Below are 17,351 nucleotides of genomic sequence, written 5' to 3'. Positions count from 1 at the left end.
TTACTTGAGATCCTTCCGGTACTGGATGAACCCCGCGTTGTTCGCGAGCTTGTCGTACAGCGCGCGGGCGGTCGTATTGGTTTCGTGCGTGAGCCAATACACGCGGCTCGCGCCGGCTTCGCGGGCCCGCTCGTAGACGGCTTCGATCAGCGCGCCGCCGGCGCCTTGCCCGCGTGCGTCGGCCGCCGTGAACAGGTCCTGCAGATAGCAGTACGGCCCTTCGGTCCAGCACGAGCGGTGGTAGATCGCGTGCACGATACCGACCAGCGCGCCCGACGCGTCGAATGCGCCGAGCACGAACATCGGTTCGGCGGGATCCATCAGGCGTGTCCACGTCGTCGTGAACACCGCGTCGCTCAGCGCGGTCTCGTAGAACTTCTGATAACCCTGCCACAGCGGGCGCCACGCGGCTTCGTCGGCGGCGACGAGCGGCCGGACCGTGACGCGCGTCGCGTCGTTCGCGCGGCCGGCCGCGTCGCGCGCACGTGCCTGCGCGTGGCGGATCGCGACGAGCGACTCGCGCTGCGCGCCCTGGGCATCGAAGTTTTCCGGTGCGAGCCATGCTTCGAACGCGGCGCGCACGGCCGGCCATTCGCCGTCGACGATCGAGAACCAGGCGGTGTCGCGGTTGCGGCCCTTGTAGACGAGCGCCTGCCGGAACGTGCCTTCATAGCGGAAGCCAAGCCGGACGGCGGCCTTGCGCGACGGTTCGTTGAGGTCGTCGCACTTCCATTCGTAGCGCCGGTAGCCGAGCGTGTCGAACGCGTACTTCATCAGCAGGTACTGCGCTTCGGTCGAAATCGGCGTGCGCTTGAGCAGCGGCGAGAACGTGACGGAGCCGACCTCGATCACGCCGTTGGCCGGATCGATGCGCATCAGCGCGAGCGTGCCGACCGCGCGGTTCGTCGCGCGGTCGATCACCGTGTAGTGCAGCGGATCGGCGCTCGTCGCCGCACCGCGCGCGTAGTCGCGGTAGCCCGATTCGTCGGCGTACGGACCGTGCACGAGATAGGTCCAGTCGCCGCCGTCGGGCGCCTGCGCGTATGCGGCGTACAGGTCGGCGGCATGGCGGTCGGCGTCGAGCGGTTCGAGGCGGCAGTAGCGGCCCTCGAGCACGATGCGCTCCGGGCGCGGGCGCGCGGACCAATCTGGAATGGGGTGGCCGATGGGCTGCTGGAAGTCGTTGGTGAGCGTGGACAAGGTCGATCTCGCTTCGGTTGGCGGCCGGCGACATGCCGGCATGCAGACGATCGTAGTCCTGGCGAGGTACCATGAGAAGCGCCAGACGAGCACAAATTTATGGTGCCACGGTAGTGCCGTGATGGTGCCTCGATGATGCCTTGATTGCGCCACGATCGACGCGCCATGCCCTCGACACCTCCACGCCGCGATACCCCGATGACGACAACTCTTCTTTCCGGCGACGCGCCGCCGCTGCCGCTCGACGCACCGCTCGCGCGCACGGCCGGTGCGCCTTCGTTGCAGCGGCAATTGCTGCGCCGCGTGCGCGACGCGATTCTCGGCGGCGCGATGCCGGCCGGCACGCGGCTGCCCGGCACGCGCGCGCTGGCCGAGACGCTCGGCGTGTCGCGCAACACGACGGCAGCCGTCTACGAGCAGCTCGTCGCCGAAGGCTTCCTGCAGTCCGATCGTCGCGGCACGCGCGTCGTGGGCCTGTCGCGGCCGGCGGCGCCGCGCCGGCGGGCCGCGCCGCCGGCTGTCGCGCAACGGCTCGGCCGGATTCGTCCGAGCCTGATCGGCACCCGCGAGTCGGAAGCCTTTCGGCCGGGCGTGCCCGCGCTGTCGCATTTTCCGGTCGATGCATGGCGGCACGCGATCGACCGCGCGCTGCGCCGCGCCGGCCGCGACCTGCTCGCGTATGGCGATCCGCTCGGCGAGCGCGCGCTGCGCGAGTCGATCGCGCGCCACCTGGCCGTGACGCGCGGCGTGCGCTGCGACCCCGAGCAGATCGTGATCACCGAAGGCGCGCAGGGCGCGATCGCGCTGTGCGCGCAACTGCTGACGAATCCCGGCGATACGGTCTGGGTCGAGGAGCCCGGCTATCGCGGCGCGCGCACCGCGATGCAGGCGGCCGATCTCGACGTCGTGCCGATGCCGGTCGACGCGGAGGGGCTGCGCGCGGAGGATGCGGACTGGCGCGAGCGCACGCCCCGGCTCGTCTATACGACGCCGTCGAACCAGTTCCCGACCGGCGCGGTGCTGTCGATCTCGCGCCGGCTCGCGCTGATCGATGCCGCACGCCGGCATCGCGCCTGGATCATCGAGGACGATTACGATAGCGAATTCCGTCACACCGGCGAGCCGATCGGCGCGTTGCACGGGCTCGCGGCCGATTCGCCGGTCGTCTATCTCGGCTCGTTCAGCAAGACGATGTTTCCGGCGCTGCGGATCGGTTTTCTGGTGCTGCCCGACGCGCTGCTGGCCGCAGTGCGGCCGGCGCTGCCGGAGATGCTGCGCGGCGGGACGCGCCACGTGCAACTCGCGCTTGCCGATTTCATCGAGACGGGGGAGTACGGGCGGCATCTCGGGCGGATGCGCCGGTTGTATCGCGACCGGCGACGCCTGCTGCTCGCCGCGCTGGACGATGCGTTCACCGTGCCGCATCAGGTCGAGGGCGGGCCATGCGGGCTGCATCTGGCGCTGCGGCTGCCGGCGCGCTATCGCGATCGCGCGATCGTCGAAGCGGCGCGCGAGCATGGCATCGGGCCGTTTCCGCTGTCGGGGTTTTCGATCCACGCGACGTCGGCGGCCAACGGGCTCGTGCTCGGGTTCGGCAATACGTCGGCCGATGCGTTCGCGCCGATGCTGCGGACGTTGTCGGCGATCGCGCATCGGGTCGCGAGGGATTGAGCTGGCGCGGCGCGCAGCCGCAAGCGGCATGCAGTCGGCGCGCCGGCCGCGGCGCGACGTGAAGGGCGCTTACCGCACGCGTTCCGCGCGAATGATCCGGCGGGCGGCCACGAGGCTCAATGCGAGCAGCACCGCGACATACGCGACAACCGCCCCCCACGCGCCGTGTTGCCAGAACGTGCCGCCGACCGAGCCCAGTACGCTCGACCCGACGTAGTAGGACAGCAGGTACAGCGACGCGGCGTGCCCCTTCGCCGAACCGGCAAGCTGCCCGACCCAGCCGCTCGCGACCGCATGGGCGACGAAGAAGCCGATCGTGATCAGCACGATTCCGACGATGATCGCGACGAGCGAATGCGACAGCGTCAGCGCGAGGCCGGCCGCGAACACGAGAATGCCGCTGACGAGGACGGGCGCGCGCCCGAGACGATCGGCGAGGGCGCCCGCGCTCGACGAAGACACCATCCCGAACAGGTAGGCGCCGAAGATCAGCCCGCATGCGGTCGCGCTCAGGTTGAACGGTGCGGCCATCAGACGGAACCCGGCGTAGTTGTATACGGTCACGAACGAGCCCATCACGAGGAAGCCGATCGCGAACACGAACGGAAGGCGCGTGTGTTGCAGCTGCGCGTTCCAGAGACGCAGGTGATGACGCAGCGTCAGGTCGGTACGCTTCACGAAGCGCCGCGACTGCGGCAGCAGCATCACGAATGCGATGGCCGCGACGAGATCGACGACGCCGATCGTCAGCATCGCGGTGCGCCACGAGAAATGCTCTTCGAGCATGCTCATCCCGATCCGTCCGATCATGCCGCCGAACGCGGTGCCGCCGACATAGAGCCCCATCGACAGGCCGAGCCCGTCGGACGCGATTTCCTCGGCAAGATAGGCCATCGCCACCGCGGGGACGCCGCCGAGCGCGAACCCTTCGAGCGCGCGCCAGATCAGCAGCAGGTGCCAGTTCGGCGAAATTGCCGCCAGTACGTTGAACAGTGCTGCCAGCGTCATCGATGCGAACATCAGCCCGCGCCGCCCGACGCGTTCGGACAGCGCGCCGGCGCACAGGATGGAGACGGCCAGCATCCCGGTCGACAGCGACAGGGACAGCGAGCTCGATGCCGCGCCGATCCGGAATTCGCGCGCGAACGCAGGCAGCAACGGCTGCACGCAGTACAGCAGCGAGAAAGTCGAAAAACCGGCCAGGAAGAGCGCCAGCGCGATGCGCTTGTAGGCCGCCGAGCGCGGCGAAACGCCGGCGGGCAGCGTATCCGGCGTGGCGTTCGGAGCGTGGGTCGCGGCGGGAGAAATCGCAGGAGAAGACATGGTATGCACCCGATGTGCCAGGGAATACCCAAATTCTTGCGGATGCTCAAACATATGTCCAATATATGAAATGAACCGTAGCCATACGTTTTGCGACTGGCTCGGAAGCTCCCCCCCGTCTACTCCGAAATCGCATCGCGCATGGAACTCCGGCATCTCCGATACTTTCTGGCCGTGGCCACCACGTCGAACTTCACGAAGGCCGCGGAAACGCTCGGCATGGGCCAGCCGCCGCTGAGCCAGCAGATCAAGGCGCTCGAGAGCGAACTCGGCGTGGAACTGTTCAAGCGCACCGCACGCGGCGCCGAATTGACGGTGGCCGGCGAGGTGTTCGCCGAAGAGGCGCGGCGCGTGCTCGACGACGCGGAGCGCGCGGCACGGGCGGCAAAACGGGCCGCACGCGGGGAGATCGGGCAGCTTCGCGTCGGCTTTACCGGCACGGCGGCCTTCAATTCGAAAGTGGCCGACCTGATTCGCCGTTTTCGCGAGGCGTTTCCGGATACGGAGCTGACGTTGCAGGAGGCGACCTCCGGCGTGCTGCTCGAGGCGCTGGCGGCCGGGCGGCTCGATGTCGCGATCGTGCGTCCGGAGCGGCGTATCGCGGACTCGTTGCGGGCGGCGGATTGGGACGAGGAGCCGATGTTCGTCGCGATGCCGGTTGCGCATCGGCTCGCGCGGCGGCGCCGGATCGATCTGGCGGAACTGGCCGACGAGGCGTTCGTGCAGGTGCCGCGCGAAGCGGGCAGCGCGCTGTTCGACGACATCGTCGCCGCGTGCAATGCCGCCGGGTTTCAGCCGCGCATGGCGCAGCCCGCGCCGCAAATCTCATCGGCAGTAACGCTCGTCGCGGCCGGGCTCGGCGTGTCGATCGTGCCCAGCGCGATCACGCAGGTACAGGTCGCGGGCGTCGTGTATCGGCCGGTCGCGGGCAACGCGCTGCGGGCGCGGCTTGCGATTGCGTCGCGGCGCGATGATCCGTCGGCGGTGGTGCGGAATTTTCTGGCGTTGGCCTGGTAGCGCCGGACGGCGGGGCGGGCACATCGCGTCTGCGCGCATCGCCTGCAATCCGCGGTGAATATTCCGATTGACGAACCGCGGACTTTGTCCGGAACGAATCCTGTCGCGGTTCCGCCGCTGCGCGACCGGCCGGCATGCGGGTTTCGATTCGTATGTTCTCGAGGCGGCGTGGACTATAAATGGAGGCGTGTACCGGTGCTTGTCGGGCGTCCGCGCGTCTCGCGCGGATCGGCGCCGCGACTGCCGGGGGAGGTGCACCGTGGTTCGCCAGACGCTTGCTCGCGCCGTGCTTCGCACCGCGTTGATCGGGGGCGTATTTGCCTTTTCTGCGCCGCCGCCAGCCGTTGCCGGGACGCTCGCGCCGCCCGCCACACCGCCTGTCATGAAGAGCAGGCCCGCCGCACCGCCTTACTCGACGCCGACCGACTTTCCCGCGATCGTCGACCGCTACGGCCGGGCGGTCGTGACCATCATGACCGCCGCGCCCGACCAGCAGGCTGGCGGCCCGTCCTTCGCGATCCTCGATCCGGACGATCCGCTCGCCGCGTTCTTCCGCCGCGGCGCGCCGCTGCCGCCCATGCCGACGCAAGGCCCGCAGGCGCCGACGCCCGATACGTCGCCGCGCGCGATCGCGGGCAGCGGCTCGGGCTTCATCGTCAGCGCCGACGGGTTGATCCTGACGTCCGCGCATGTCGTTGCCGACGCGACCGACGTCACGGTGCGATTGGCCGATCGTCGTGACCTGAAGGCGACGGTGCTGGCCGTCGATCCGCAGAGCGACGTCGCCGTGCTGCATGTCGACGCGACGAAGCTGCCGGTCGTGCGCATCGGCGATTCGGCGCGGGTGCGCGCCGGCGAACCGGTGATGACGATCGGCGCGCCCGACGGGTCGGGCAACACGGTCACGGCAGGCATTGTCAGCGCGACGTCGCATGCGCTGCCGGACGGCAGCCCGTTTCCGTTCTTCCAGACCGACATCGCGGTCAATCCCGACAATTCGGGCGGCCCCGTGTTCAATCGCGCGGGCGACGTGATCGGCATCGCGGTGCAGGTCTATACCGGCGCCGACCGCTACGCGAGCATGACCTTCGCGATTCCGATCGCGCTTGCCGTGAAGGTGCGTGCGCAGGTGCAGGCGCAGATGCGGGCCAACGCGCAGGCACAGGCGCAGGACCAGCGCGCATCGTCCTCCGGCAATGTGCTGGGCGTCGACGTGCAGGATGTCGGTGCCGGGCTGGCCGCCGCGTTCGGCCTGCCGCGTCCGGCCGGCGCGCTCGTCAACGGCGTCGATCCCGGGTCGCCGGCTGCCGCGGCCGGCGTGAAGCCCGGCGACGTGATCGTGCAGTTCGGCGGCAAGCCGATCGGCCGGTCGGCCGAGCTGAACGACCTGGCTGCCGCGTTGCCGCCCGGCGGGAAGGCGCCGCTGCGGCTGATCCGCAACCGCACGCCGATGATGCTGACGGTCACGGGGGCGGGCGCGGGGAGCGGCGACGCGATCGACAACGCGACCGCGGCCGGCAGTGCGGGCACGGTCGGTGCCGCCGGTGCCGCCGGCGTGGCGATGGCTGCCGCACGGCCGGCTGACGGCGGCGATCGGCTCGGGCTGACGATGCATCCGCTGAGCGACGCCGAACGTCGTTCGACGGGGCTCGCGGTCGGAATGATGGTGGATGCGGTATATGGGCCAGCCGCGCGCGCGGGCATCCGGCCGGGTGATGTCGTGCTCGAACTCAACGACACGCTGCTCGAAACGCCGGACGACGTGCAGGCGCTCGAAGCGCGCGGCGGCGTGATCGCCGTGCTGATCCAGCGCGACAACGCGCGCAAGTTCGTGTCGGTGCGTGCGCGGTAGGGCGTTGACGGCCTTGCCGTCGTGCGTCTTGTGCGCATACAGGAACGCCCCCGAACCATTCGGGGGCGAGCATGGGGCAAAGGTCGGTATTACGGTCCGGCTCGACGCGGGCGCAAGCCCTTACGGCTTCGCCCCCATCACGAACTCGAATGACGCCACGCCATCGACGCCCCCCGTTACGCGATCGCCCGGCTGCAGCGCGCCGACGCCGGCCGGCGTGCCGGTGAAGATCAGGTCGCCGGCCTTCAGCTCGACCGCGCGCGACACATAAGCGATCACGTCCGGCACGGCCCAGATCATGTCGGCGAGATCGCCTTGCTGGCGCGTTTCGCCATTGACTGCGAGCCAGATCCGCCCGCTTGCCGGATGGCCGGTGGCGGTGGCTGCGCGTAGCGCGGTCACGGGGCCCGATGCGTCGAAGCCCTTCGCCCAGTCCCACGGCCGGCTCAGCTTCTTTGCCTCGGCCTGCAGGTCGCGGCGCGTGAGGTCGACGCCGACGCCGTAGCCCCATACGTGCGACAGCGCATCGGCCGGGTCGATCGACCGGCCGTCCTTGCCGATCGCGACGACCAGTTCGATTTCATGATGGAGGTCGTTCGTCAGCGGCGGATACGCGACGGTGCCGCCGGCCGGGACGATCGCGTCGGCCGGCTTCGTGAAGAAGAACGGCGGTTCGCGGTCGGGATCTGCGCCCATTTCGCGCGCGTGGTCGGCGTAGTTGCGGCCGACGCAGAACACGCGGCGCACCGGAAAGCGCGCGGACGATTGATCGACTTCGACGGAAGGACGCTCGGAAGCGTCGATGACGTATGCGGACATCGGATGGCCTCGTTCGATGGAAAGACGGATGCCGCCGCCCGCGCAGTGCGCCGCGGGCCGGCATGCATGGAACGATACCCGACGCATGCGCGCCCGGATGCGACGCAACTGCGCTTTAACCGGACAAAACTACGCGTCGCCGGCCGCCGGCACTTCGTCGGCGGCCGGCAGCGCGGCGTTCGCGTCCCGGTACGCTTTCGGCGACACGCCGACCCGTGCGCGGAAGCGCCGCGCGAAATACCCTTCGTCGCGGAAGCCGACCGAGCGCGCGATGTCCGCGATGCGCCGGCTCGTATGCGCGAGCAGCGACTGCGCGAGCGCGATCCGGCGCTCGGTCACGAGATCGGTGAAGGTGCTGCCGGTTTCCTTGCGCACCAGGTGCGCGAGGTAGTTCGGCGACAGGAACGCGGCCTCGGCGGTGGCCGCGAGCGTCAGGTTCTCGCGGGTCAGGTTCGCACGCACGTGGCGCAGCACGCGCGCGAGCGCGTCGCGCCGGCCCGCGCGCTGGGCGCCGCGCTGCGCGAGCTTGTCGAGCGCGCCCGCGTACTGCGTGCAGACGAGTCCGATCAGCTGCAGCAGGTAGCCGCGCAGCAGCGTGGTCGAGCCGAAGGTGCGCACGCGGTCGGCATCGAGCATGCACAGCGCGAGACGGCGCGCCTCGTCGAACGCGTCGCCGGTCAGGATGAAGTCGAGATGTTCCTGGAAGCGGAACGGTGTCAGCTCGGGAAAACGGTGCGCGGGGACGTCCTCGAGATCGAGCGGATCGACGTCGAGATCGGCGCGCAGGAACGCCTGGCTGAAGTTGATCACGATGAAGTGCGCGCCTTCCGGATGCGGAATCAGGTGCTCGCGGTGCGGCAGCACGAACGCGAGCGCGCCGCGCGGAAACGGCCGCGTGACGCCGCCGATCCGCTGCTCGGTGTCGCCGCCGAGGTTGAACTGGATCTGGAAATACGCGTGCCGGTGCGGCTCGGTGATCGCCTGGCGCGACGCCTGGTCGCGGACGTAGAAATCGAGCCGGTCGCTGCGTTCGGGCATCCCGTACAGGCGCGGCGGGGCGGTGGAGGGCATGAAGGATTCTGCTGTTCGTGACGCGGTTGAGCCGCGATGGTACAGCGAACCGGGCGCGGCCGGAATCCGCGGGGTGCGCGGGTCAGCCCGCCACCAGTGGCGCGACGCGCCGCCTCAGTTCAGGCACGACCTCGGCGTCGAACCACGGATGATGTTTGAACCACGCCTGGTTGCGTGGCGACGGATGCGGCAGCGGCAGCACGTCGGGGCCATAGTCGCGCCACGCCTGCACGGTGTCGGTCAGCGTGGCCTTGCGCGTGTCGCGCAGGAAATGCCGCTGCGCGTACTGGCCGATCAGCAGCGTCAGCCGGATCGACGGCAGTTCGGCGAGCAACCGGTCGATCCATAGTCGTGCGCATTCGGGGCGCGGCGGGTTGTCGCCGCTCGCGCCGCGGCCCGGGTAGCAGAAACCCATCGGCACGATCGCGAAGCGCGTCTCGTCGTAGAAGGTGTCGGCGTCGACGCCCAGCCAGTCGCGCAGCCGCTTGCCGCTTGCATCGTCCCACGGGATCCCGCTCGCATGGACGCGGGCGCCGGGCGCCTGTCCGACGATCAGGATACGGGCATCGCGATGGGCGCGCACGACCGGGCGCGGGCCGAGCGGCAGGTCGGCTTCGCAGGCGCGGCACGCGCGGATTTCGGTGAGCAGCACGTCGAGCGGCGTGCGCGTTCGTTTCGGCATCGATTCTGGACGGGGACGGAACTGGCGGCACGGACAAGAAAGCGTCCGAGCAGCGCGGAGGCCGGTGCGGACCGGCACATCGCGTCAGGCGTTGCGCGGTGCGTCAGCCCTGCGGCCCCGTGGTGCCGGTATCCCGTGTATCGGGATCACCGGTCCGCTGAACCGCCTTCGGCGACCGCAGCATCATACAACGCCGTCTGCGCGATCGCCGCGGCGATCCCCGCGTCGTCGTGCGCGCCGTCGAGCATGCCCCAGCGCCGGTATTGCGACAGGAACCACTGGCCGTCGCGCGGATCCGGCCGGTTCACGGTGCCGCCGTCGTGGAAGCGGATTGGCAGCGGCGGCTGCGCAAACGGCCCCGCGCCGTAGTCGCCGAGCAGGCGCGGCGCGATCAGACGGGCCGGCACGCCGAGTGCATCGGGCGACGCGAGCCAGCCGGCTGCGTCGCGACGGTGCGCGGCGCTGTCGAGCCACGCGCACGCATCGACGAGCGTGCGGATCAGCGCCCGCGCGGTGGCCGGATAGAGCGCGACGAAATCGCGCCGGGTCGCGAGCACCTTCTCCGGATGATCGGGCCAGATCTCGCTCGTGACGGCGACGGTCCGGCCCGCGCCGCAGGCGTCGGCCACCGCGTGCCACGGCTCGCCCGCGCAGAAGCCGTCGAGCTCGCCGCTCGCGAGCGCCGCGACCATCTCGGGCGGCGGGATCACGACGCTGCGCACGTCGCGCAGCGGGTCGACGCCGTGCGACGCGAGCCAGTAGTTCAGCCACATCGCATGCGTGCCGGTCGGGAAGGTCTGCGCGAGCAGCGGCTTGCGGCCGAGCGTGGCGAGCGCTGCACGCACGTCGCCGCTTGCGCGGTACGCGTCGGCGAGGCCACGGGCGAACGTGATCGCCTGGCCGTTGCGGTTCAGCACCATCAGCGCGGCCATGTCGGCCTGCGGGCCGCCGATGCCGAGCTGCAGCCCGCATACGAGCCCGTACAGCGCATGCGCGGCGTCGAGTTCGCCGGTCAGCAGCTTGTCGCGTACGGCGGCCCACGACGGCTGGCGGCTCAGCTCCAGCGTCAGGCCGTGGCGCGCACCGAGATTCAGCTTATGCGCGACGATCAGCGGGGCAGCGTCGCTCAATGCGACGAACCCGAGGCGAAGATGCGCGCGTTCCGGCGCGGCGGGAGGAGAAGTGTTCATGGCGGTCATTGAGGTGGCGCATCGAGCAGTTGCCGCGCGACGTCGACGATGCGCAGCCCCTGATCCATCGCGCGCTTGCGCAGCAGCGCATACGCATCGTGCTCGGACAGCCTGCGCTGGTCCATCAGCAGGCGCTTCGCGCGGTCGATCAGCTTGCGTTCGGCGAGTTCGCGCTCGACATCGGCGAGCCGGCGGCGCAGCGCATCGTCGTGCGAGAAGCGCGCGAGCGCGACTTCGAGGATCGGCGCGAGGCGCTCGGCCGACAGCCCTTCGACGAGATACGCGCTGACGCCCGCGCCGACCGCCGCGTGAATCAGCGCCTGGTCGGCATCGTGGCTGAACATCAGCACGGGGCGCGGCGCGGTGGCGTGCATCACGGCCAGTTGCTCGAGCGTGTCGCGCGACGGCGAATCGGTATCGATGATCACGACGTCGGGGTGCTGCTCCTCGACGGCGGCGGGCAGGCGCGCGGGTGTCGCGACGTCGTTCAGCATCTCGTAGCCGAGGCGCGCGAGCGCGTCGCCGAGTTCGCCGATCGGCTTGTCGGTATCGGTGACGAGCAGCACGCGCAGGCGTGCGGGCGGGACAGGCGAACTCATGACGCGAACGGGGGCGGACAGGCTGCGGTGCAAGGGTTGAACAGGGGTTGCGGGGAGCGGACGGACATCGATGGATGCGGGACCTCGCGTCCGCCCGCCCGGCAGCCGGCGCGAACGCGGCTGCGGTGAACGGAGCGTGCGTGCGGACGGCACGGCGTGACGCAGCGCATTACGCGGCCCGGGACAGCGTTGCTTCGCTGGCGGCATCCGTGCACTGCACGGCGGCTTCGCCGATCGCCGCGCCGACGAGCATCACGGCCGGGCTGCCGAGCCCGGCCGCCGCGACGCCATGCGCGAGGCTGCCGAGCGTGCCGGTCCAGCGGCGCTCGTGCGGCGTGCCGGCCCACTGCACGGCGGCGGCCGGCGTCGATGCCGGCAATGCGGCGAGCAGGCCCGTCGCGATGCTGTCGACGCGGCTCATCCCCATGTAGATGGCGAGCGTGGTGCCGGTCGCCGCGAGCGCTGCCCAGTCGGGTTCGCCGTGATCCTGGCGGTGGGCGGTGATGAACGTGACGCCCTGGCAGTGCTCGCGGTGCGTGAGCGAGATGCCGAGGCTGGCTGCGGCCGCGAATCCCGACGAGATCCCGTTGATGATGTCCACCGGAATCGCGGCGGCGCGCAGCGTCGCGAGTTCTTCGCCGGCGCGGCCGAACAGCAGCGCGTCGCCGCCCTTGACGCGCACGACGTGCGCGCCGCGCAGCGCGTAGCGGCGCATCAGCTTCTCGATGAATGCCTGCGGCGTGGAGCGGCAGCCGCCGCGCTTGCCGACGCGGATCACGCGCGCGTGCGGGGCGAGTTCGGCGATGCCGGGTGCGACGAGATCGTCGAGCAGCAGCACGTCGGCGGCCGCCAGCGCCTTCACGGCCTTCAGCGTGAGGAGATCGGGATCGCCGGGGCCGGCGCCCAGCAGCGTGACTTTGCCTGTCGTCATGTCGTGTTCCTGTGCCGCGTGCGTGCGGCGGTCGATTGCATGTCGTTGCTTGCGGCGGCGGCGGGCGGTCGAAGCGACCACGGCATCCGGCCGTGCCGCGCACGGGGGGACGTCGTTGTCCAGATCTGCTGCACCCGCCTGTGACGGCGGGCCTGCTTTGCGGGGACTGCCCACCGGCGCCGTTGCCGGTGTGTGCAAAGGATTCAGCAATATCCGGGCCAACCTGCTCGAACCGTGCCGCGAACATGGCGGCATGCGGCGCGCGACGGCCGGGCCGGCCGCGAACACGCATGCGGTCGCGGGGCCATGGCGCACGCAATGCCGCATCGGTGTGCATCCCGCCCCGTCATCGCGCACCGCGATGTCGCACGGCGATAGTGCTGCAGCGCACCACATCTGTGCCTCGGTGCATCCCGACGCATTGCGCACGGCGCACCGCCGCGACGCGTGCGACGGGCGGTGCGCCTTGTGTGGCGGGGCGCCCGGTGCGATTCGAGCGGACATGGCACGGCGCTTGCGTTAGCTGGTTCGGGCGAATCAACGGCGATTCGTCCGCAGTACCGATTACTGACGCGCCCGGCAACGGGCTTCATGGGCAACGGCGTCCTACGCATCAGGTCTCGACGAGACCGGTGCGCAGGACGCCGTTTTTCGTTTGGCGGATGACATGACCGACAAAGCTACCCGTATCGATCTCTTCAGCTTCCGCAGCGCGCCGATGCGCGCGTTCCACATGACGTGGATGGCGTTTTTCGTGTGCTTCTTCGCATGGTTCGCGTGTGCACCGCTGATGCCGCTGATTGCGCGCGAATTCCATCTCACCGCGGCACAGGTCGCGAACATCAACATCGCGGCAGTGGCCGCGACGATCGCCGTGCGGCTGCTGGTCGGCCCGATGTGCGACCGCTTCGGCCCGCGCCGCGTATATGCCGGGCTGCTCCTGCTCGGCGCGATCCCCGTGTTCGCGGTGTCGTTCACGCACGACTATCTGTCGTTCCTGATCTGCCGCCTCGGCATCGGTGCGATCGGCGCGGGCTTCGTGATCACGCAGTACCACACGTCGGTGATGTTCGCGCCGAATGTGGTCGGCACCGCGAACGCGACGACGGCCGGCTGGGGCAATGCGGGCGCGGGCGCGACGCAGGCGATGATGCCGCTGCTCGTCGCGGCCGGCCTGATGCTCGGCTTCGGCGACGACGCGTCGTGGCGCATCGCGCTGGTCGTGCCGGGCGTCGCGATGCTCGCGATGGCATGGGCGTACTGGCGCTTCACGCAGGACTGCCCGCAAGGCGACTTCGTCGCGCTGCGCAAGCAGGGCGTGACGGTCGACAGCGGCAAGAAGGGCGGCTGGGCGAGCTTCTTCACGGCATGCGGCAACTATCGCGTGTGGATGCTGTTCGTCACGTACGGCGCATGCTTCGGCGTCGAGGTGTTCATCCACAACATCGCCGCGCTGTACTACGTCAACCACTTCAACCTGTCGCTGAAGGATGCGGGCTTCGCGGTCGGCCTGTTCGGGCTGCTCGCGCTGTTCGCCCGCGCGCTCGGCGGCTGGCTGTCGGACAAGATCGCCGCGCGCCGCAGCCTCGACGTGCGCGCGATGCTGCTGTGCGCGCTGATTATCGGCGAAGGGCTCGGGCTGCTCTGGTTCTCGCATGCGCAAGGCATCGGCATGGCGCTCGTCGCGATGCTGACCTTCGGCCTCTTCACGCACATGGCTTGCGGCGCGACCTATGCGCTCGTGCCGTTCATCGACCGCAAGGCGCTGGGCGGCGTCGCGGGGATCGTCGGCGCGGGCGGCAACGTCGGCGCGGTGGCCGCGGCCTTCCTGCTGAAGGGCGTCGGCGACGTGCAGCACACGCTGAGCCTGCTCGGGCTCGCCGTCACCGCGACCGCATTGTGCGCAATGGCCGTGCGCTTCAGCGAAGAACACAAGGCACGCGAGGCCGAGCTGCGCGATCGCGCGCTGGCCGCCGCCAACGCCGCGAACTGATCGACCGAAGGAAACGTCATCATGAAACTCATCGTCATCGGCCACGGGATGGTCGGCCACAAGCTCCTCGAATGCGTCGCGGCGCAAGCCGGCACGGCGGATGCGCTGCAGGTCACGGTGCTCGGCGAGGAACCGCGCCCGGCGTACGACCGCGTGCACCTGTCGGAATTCTTCGCGGGCAAGTCGGCGGACGACCTGTCGCTCGTCGAGCCCGGCTTCTTCGAACGGCATCCGCAGTTCGACCTGCGATTGAACGCGTGCGTCGCATCGATCGACCGCGCCGCACACACGGTCACGCTCGACTCCGGCGAGACGCTCGCGTACGACAAGCTGGTGCTCGCGACGGGCTCGCGTCCGTTCGTGCCGCCGATGCCGGGCCACGACCGCGCGGGTTGCTTCGTGTACCGGACGATCGAGGATCTCGAAGCAATGCAGGCATGCGGCACGCACGCGAAGCGCGGCGTGGTGGTCGGCGGCGGGCTGCTCGGCCTCGAGTGCGCGAAGGCGCTGCGCGACATGGGACTCGACACGCACGTCGTCGAATTCGCGCCGCGGCTGATGGCCGTGCAGGTCGACGACGGCGGCGGCCGGATGCTGCGCGCGAAGATCGAGGCACTCGGCGTGACCGTGCATACGGGCAAGAACACGCGGGAGATCGTCGACGGCGAGGACGGCACGCACCGGATGGCGTTCGCCGACGGCTCGCATCTCGACGCCGACATGATCGTGTTCTCGGCCGGCATCCGCGCGCGCGACGAACTGGCGCGTGCGTGCGGCCTCGAAATCGGCCCGCGCGGCGGCGTCGCGATCGACGATGCGTGCCGCACGAGCGACGCCGACATCTACGCGATCGGCGAATGCGCGGCCTGGAACGGCATGGTGTATGGCCTCGTCGCGCCGGGCTACGACATGGCGCGCGTGGTCGCGAAGCAGCTCGGCGGCGATGTCGCCGATGCGGCCGACGCCGCGTTCGCCGGTGCCGACATGAGCACGAAGCTGAAGCTGATGGGCGTCGACGTCGCGAGCATCGGCGACGCGCACGGCGCGACGGCCGGCAGCCGCACGTATCAGTACGCGGACGAGCGCCGCCAGGTCTACAAGAAGCTGGTGGTGTCGGACTGCGGCAAGTTCCTGCACGGCGCGGTGATGGTCGGCGACGCGGCCGAATACGGCACGCTGCTGCAGATGATGCTGAACCGCATCGAGTTGCCCGAGTCGCCGGAATTCCTGATCCTGCCGTCGTCGGACGACGCGGCGAAGCCGGCGATCGGCGTCGACGCGCTGCCGGAAGGCGCGCAGATCTGCTCGTGCAACAACGTGTCGAAGTCGCAGATCTGCGCGGCGGTGGCCGACGGCGCGACGAGCCTCGGCGCACTGAAGTCGTGCACGGGCGCGGGCACGTCGTGCGGCGGCTGCGTGCCGCTCGTCACGCAGATCATGAAGGCCGAGATGAAGAAGCAGGGCCTCGCGGTCAACAACCATCTGTGCGAGCACTTCCCGCATTCGCGCCAGGAGCTGTTCCACCTGATCCGCGTCGAGCGCATCACGACCTTCGCCGAACTGCTCGCTAAGCACGGTCACGGCCTCGGCTGCGACGTGTGCAAGCCGGCCGTCGCGGGCATCCTCGCATCGTGCTTCAACGAGTTCGTGCTGAAGAAGGAGCATGCGGGGCTGCAGGATTCGAACGACTACTACCTCGCGAACATCCAGCGCGACGGCACGTACTCGGTCGTGCCGCGCATGGCGGGCGGCGAGGTGACGCCGGAAGGGCTGATCGCCGTTGGCCAGGTCGCGCAGAAGTACGGCCTTTACACGAAGATCACGGGCGGCCAGCGCGTCGACCTGTTCGGCGCGCGCGTCGAGCAGCTGCCGTCGATCTGGGAAGAGCTGATCGCGGCCGGCTTCGAATCGGGGCATGCGTACGGCAAGTCGGTGCGCACCGTGAAGTCGTGCGTCGGCTCGACGTGGTGCCGCTACGGCGTCGACGATTCGGTCGGTCTCGCGATCGACATCGAGAACCGCTACAAGGGCTTGCGCGCGCCGCACAAGATCAAGTTCGGCGTGTCGGGCTGCACGCGCGAGTGCGCGGAAGCGCAGGGCAAGGACGTCGGCATCATCGCGACCGAGAAGGGCTGGAACCTGTACGTGTGCGGCAACGGCGGGATGAAGCCGCGCCACGCGGAACTGATCGCGTCGGACCTCGATCGCGCCACGCTGATCCGCTACATCGACCGCTTCCTGATGTTCTACGTGCGCACGGCCGACCGGCTGCAGCGCACCAGCGTGTGGCGCGACAACCTCGAGGGCGGCCTCGACTACCTGACCGACGTCGTCGTGCACGACAAGCTCGGGATCGCGGCCGAACTCGAGGCCGACATGCAGCACGTGGTCGACACCTACGAATGCGAATGGAAGAAGGCCGTCACCGATCCGGAAACGCGCAAGCGCTTCCGCCACTTCGTGAACAGCGACGCGCCGGACGCGACCATCGCATTCGTCGAGACGCGCGGCCAGATCCGTCCCGCGACGCCCGACGAGCGCGTGGGCGGCAAGCCCGTGTCGATTCCCGTCGTCGCCGAATCCGCCATCGAATCCGCAACCGTCTGACCCTGACCGACACCAGCGTCTTTTCCAAGGAGCCCATCATGAACGATCGTCTTCCCCTGTCCTGGACCCGCGTGTGCCCGCTCGACGACATCGTGCCGAACACCGGCGTGTGCGCGCTCGTCAACGGCGAGCAGGTCGCGGTGTTTCACGTCGCGCACGCCGAAGAAGGCGGCGTGTTCGCGATCGACAACGTCGACCCGGTGTCGCAGGCGGCCGTGATGTCGCGCGGGCTGATCGGCAGTCTCGGCGAGCGCGTCGTCGTCGCGTCGCCGCTGTACAAGCAGCATTTCGACCTGCGTACCGGCGAATGCCTCGAGTCGCCCGAGAAGTCGGTGAGCGCGTATCCGTCGCGGGTCGAGGACGGTTTCGTGTGGATTGCCGCCTGAACGCCCCGGA

At 69.7% G+C, this 17,351-nt stretch carries 14 protein-coding genes; 6 read left to right on the top strand and 8 right to left on the bottom strand.

Annotated features, from left to right (window positions below; genetic code table 11):
* Positions 1-1,200: a GNAT family N-acetyltransferase gene (locus tag DIE15_RS01690; RefSeq protein WP_124832204.1), complete on the bottom strand. Its 1,200-nt coding sequence runs from the start codon at positions 1,198-1,200 to the stop codon at positions 1-3.
* A gap of 198 nt (positions 1,201-1,398) precedes the next feature.
* Between DIE15_RS01690 and DIE15_RS01685 the strand changes: the two genes are divergently transcribed.
* A complete protein-coding gene (locus DIE15_RS01685) occupies positions 1,399-2,871 on the top strand; it encodes a PLP-dependent aminotransferase family protein (protein ID WP_057924997.1) in 1,473 nt (490 codons plus the stop codon).
* 69 nt (positions 2,872-2,940) lie between these two features.
* On the opposite strand, the gene DIE15_RS01680 is transcribed toward DIE15_RS01685, so the two are convergent.
* Positions 2,941-4,194, bottom strand: coding sequence for an MFS transporter (locus DIE15_RS01680; RefSeq protein WP_124832203.1), 1,254 nt, complete (start codon positions 4,192-4,194; stop codon positions 2,941-2,943).
* A 141-nt stretch (positions 4,195-4,335) separates the two neighbouring features.
* Between DIE15_RS01680 and DIE15_RS01675 the strand changes: the two genes are divergently transcribed.
* Together DIE15_RS01675 and DIE15_RS01670 are read left to right on the top strand one after the other, a co-directional pair.
* Positions 4,336-5,211, top strand: a complete 876-nt coding sequence (locus tag DIE15_RS01675; RefSeq protein ID WP_057924999.1) for a LysR family transcriptional regulator — start codon at positions 4,336-4,338, stop codon at positions 5,209-5,211.
* A 259-nt stretch (positions 5,212-5,470) separates the two neighbouring features.
* On the top strand, positions 5,471-7,063 hold the full coding sequence (locus DIE15_RS01670) for a trypsin-like peptidase domain-containing protein (RefSeq protein WP_124832352.1): 1,593 nt from the start codon (positions 5,471-5,473) through the stop codon (positions 7,061-7,063).
* A gap of 120 nt (positions 7,064-7,183) precedes the next feature.
* On the opposite strand, the gene DIE15_RS01665 is transcribed toward DIE15_RS01670, so the two are convergent.
* The 6 genes from DIE15_RS01665 to cobA all read right to left on the bottom strand — a co-directional run bounded on the left by DIE15_RS01665 (position 7,184) and on the right by cobA (position 12,355).
* Positions 7,184-7,882, bottom strand: a complete 699-nt coding sequence (locus tag DIE15_RS01665) for a fumarylacetoacetate hydrolase family protein (RefSeq protein WP_124832202.1) — start codon at positions 7,880-7,882, stop codon at positions 7,184-7,186.
* 129 nt (positions 7,883-8,011) lie between these two features.
* Positions 8,012-8,953, bottom strand: coding sequence for a helix-turn-helix transcriptional regulator (locus DIE15_RS01660; protein ID WP_124832200.1), 942 nt, complete (start codon positions 8,951-8,953; stop codon positions 8,012-8,014).
* Positions 8,954-9,035: 82 nt separating this feature from the next.
* Entirely contained in the window at positions 9,036-9,635 is a 600-nt protein-coding gene (locus tag DIE15_RS01655; RefSeq protein ID WP_057925003.1) for a uracil-DNA glycosylase family protein, read from the bottom strand.
* Positions 9,636-9,781: 146 nt separating this feature from the next.
* Complete coding sequence (locus DIE15_RS01650) at positions 9,782-10,825, bottom strand: CmpA/NrtA family ABC transporter substrate-binding protein (RefSeq protein ID WP_124832198.1); 1,044 nt, start codon at positions 10,823-10,825, stop codon at positions 9,782-9,784.
* A 5-nt stretch (positions 10,826-10,830) separates the two neighbouring features.
* Positions 10,831-11,424 (bottom strand): ANTAR domain-containing response regulator, encoded by a 594-nt coding sequence (locus DIE15_RS01645; protein ID WP_057925004.1) that lies wholly within the window; start codon positions 11,422-11,424, stop codon positions 10,831-10,833.
* 169 nt (positions 11,425-11,593) lie between these two features.
* Positions 11,594-12,355 (bottom strand): uroporphyrinogen-III C-methyltransferase, encoded by a 762-nt coding sequence (cobA, locus tag DIE15_RS01640; protein ID WP_057925005.1) that lies wholly within the window; start codon positions 12,353-12,355, stop codon positions 11,594-11,596.
* A 667-nt stretch (positions 12,356-13,022) separates the two neighbouring features.
* On the opposite strand from cobA, the gene DIE15_RS01630 reads away from it, so the two are divergent.
* The 3 genes from DIE15_RS01630 to nirD are packed head-to-tail and all read left to right on the top strand — an operon-like array spanning position 13,023 to position 17,341.
* Positions 13,023-14,348 carry an MFS transporter gene (locus DIE15_RS01630; protein WP_057925006.1) on the top strand — a complete coding sequence of 442 codons (1,326 nt, stop codon included), beginning with the start codon at positions 13,023-13,025 and terminating at the stop codon, positions 14,346-14,348.
* A 21-nt stretch (positions 14,349-14,369) separates the two neighbouring features.
* Positions 14,370-16,955: a nitrite reductase large subunit NirB gene (gene nirB, locus DIE15_RS01625; RefSeq protein WP_124832196.1), complete on the top strand. Its 2,586-nt coding sequence runs from the start codon at positions 14,370-14,372 to the stop codon at positions 16,953-16,955.
* Positions 16,956-16,993: 38 nt separating this feature from the next.
* Positions 16,994-17,341 carry a nitrite reductase small subunit NirD gene (gene nirD, locus DIE15_RS01620; RefSeq protein ID WP_057925008.1) on the top strand — a complete coding sequence of 116 codons (348 nt, stop codon included), beginning with the start codon at positions 16,994-16,996 and terminating at the stop codon, positions 17,339-17,341.
* Positions 17,342-17,351: the final 10 nt, after the last annotated feature.

The sequence above is a fragment of the Burkholderia sp. Bp9031 genome (assembly GCF_003857965.1).
GTDB lineage: Bacteria > Pseudomonadota > Gammaproteobacteria > Burkholderiales > Burkholderiaceae > Burkholderia > Burkholderia ambifaria_A.
Note: the sequence above shows the minus strand (reverse complement) of the source record. Positions and strands in the feature narration are given on the sequence as shown.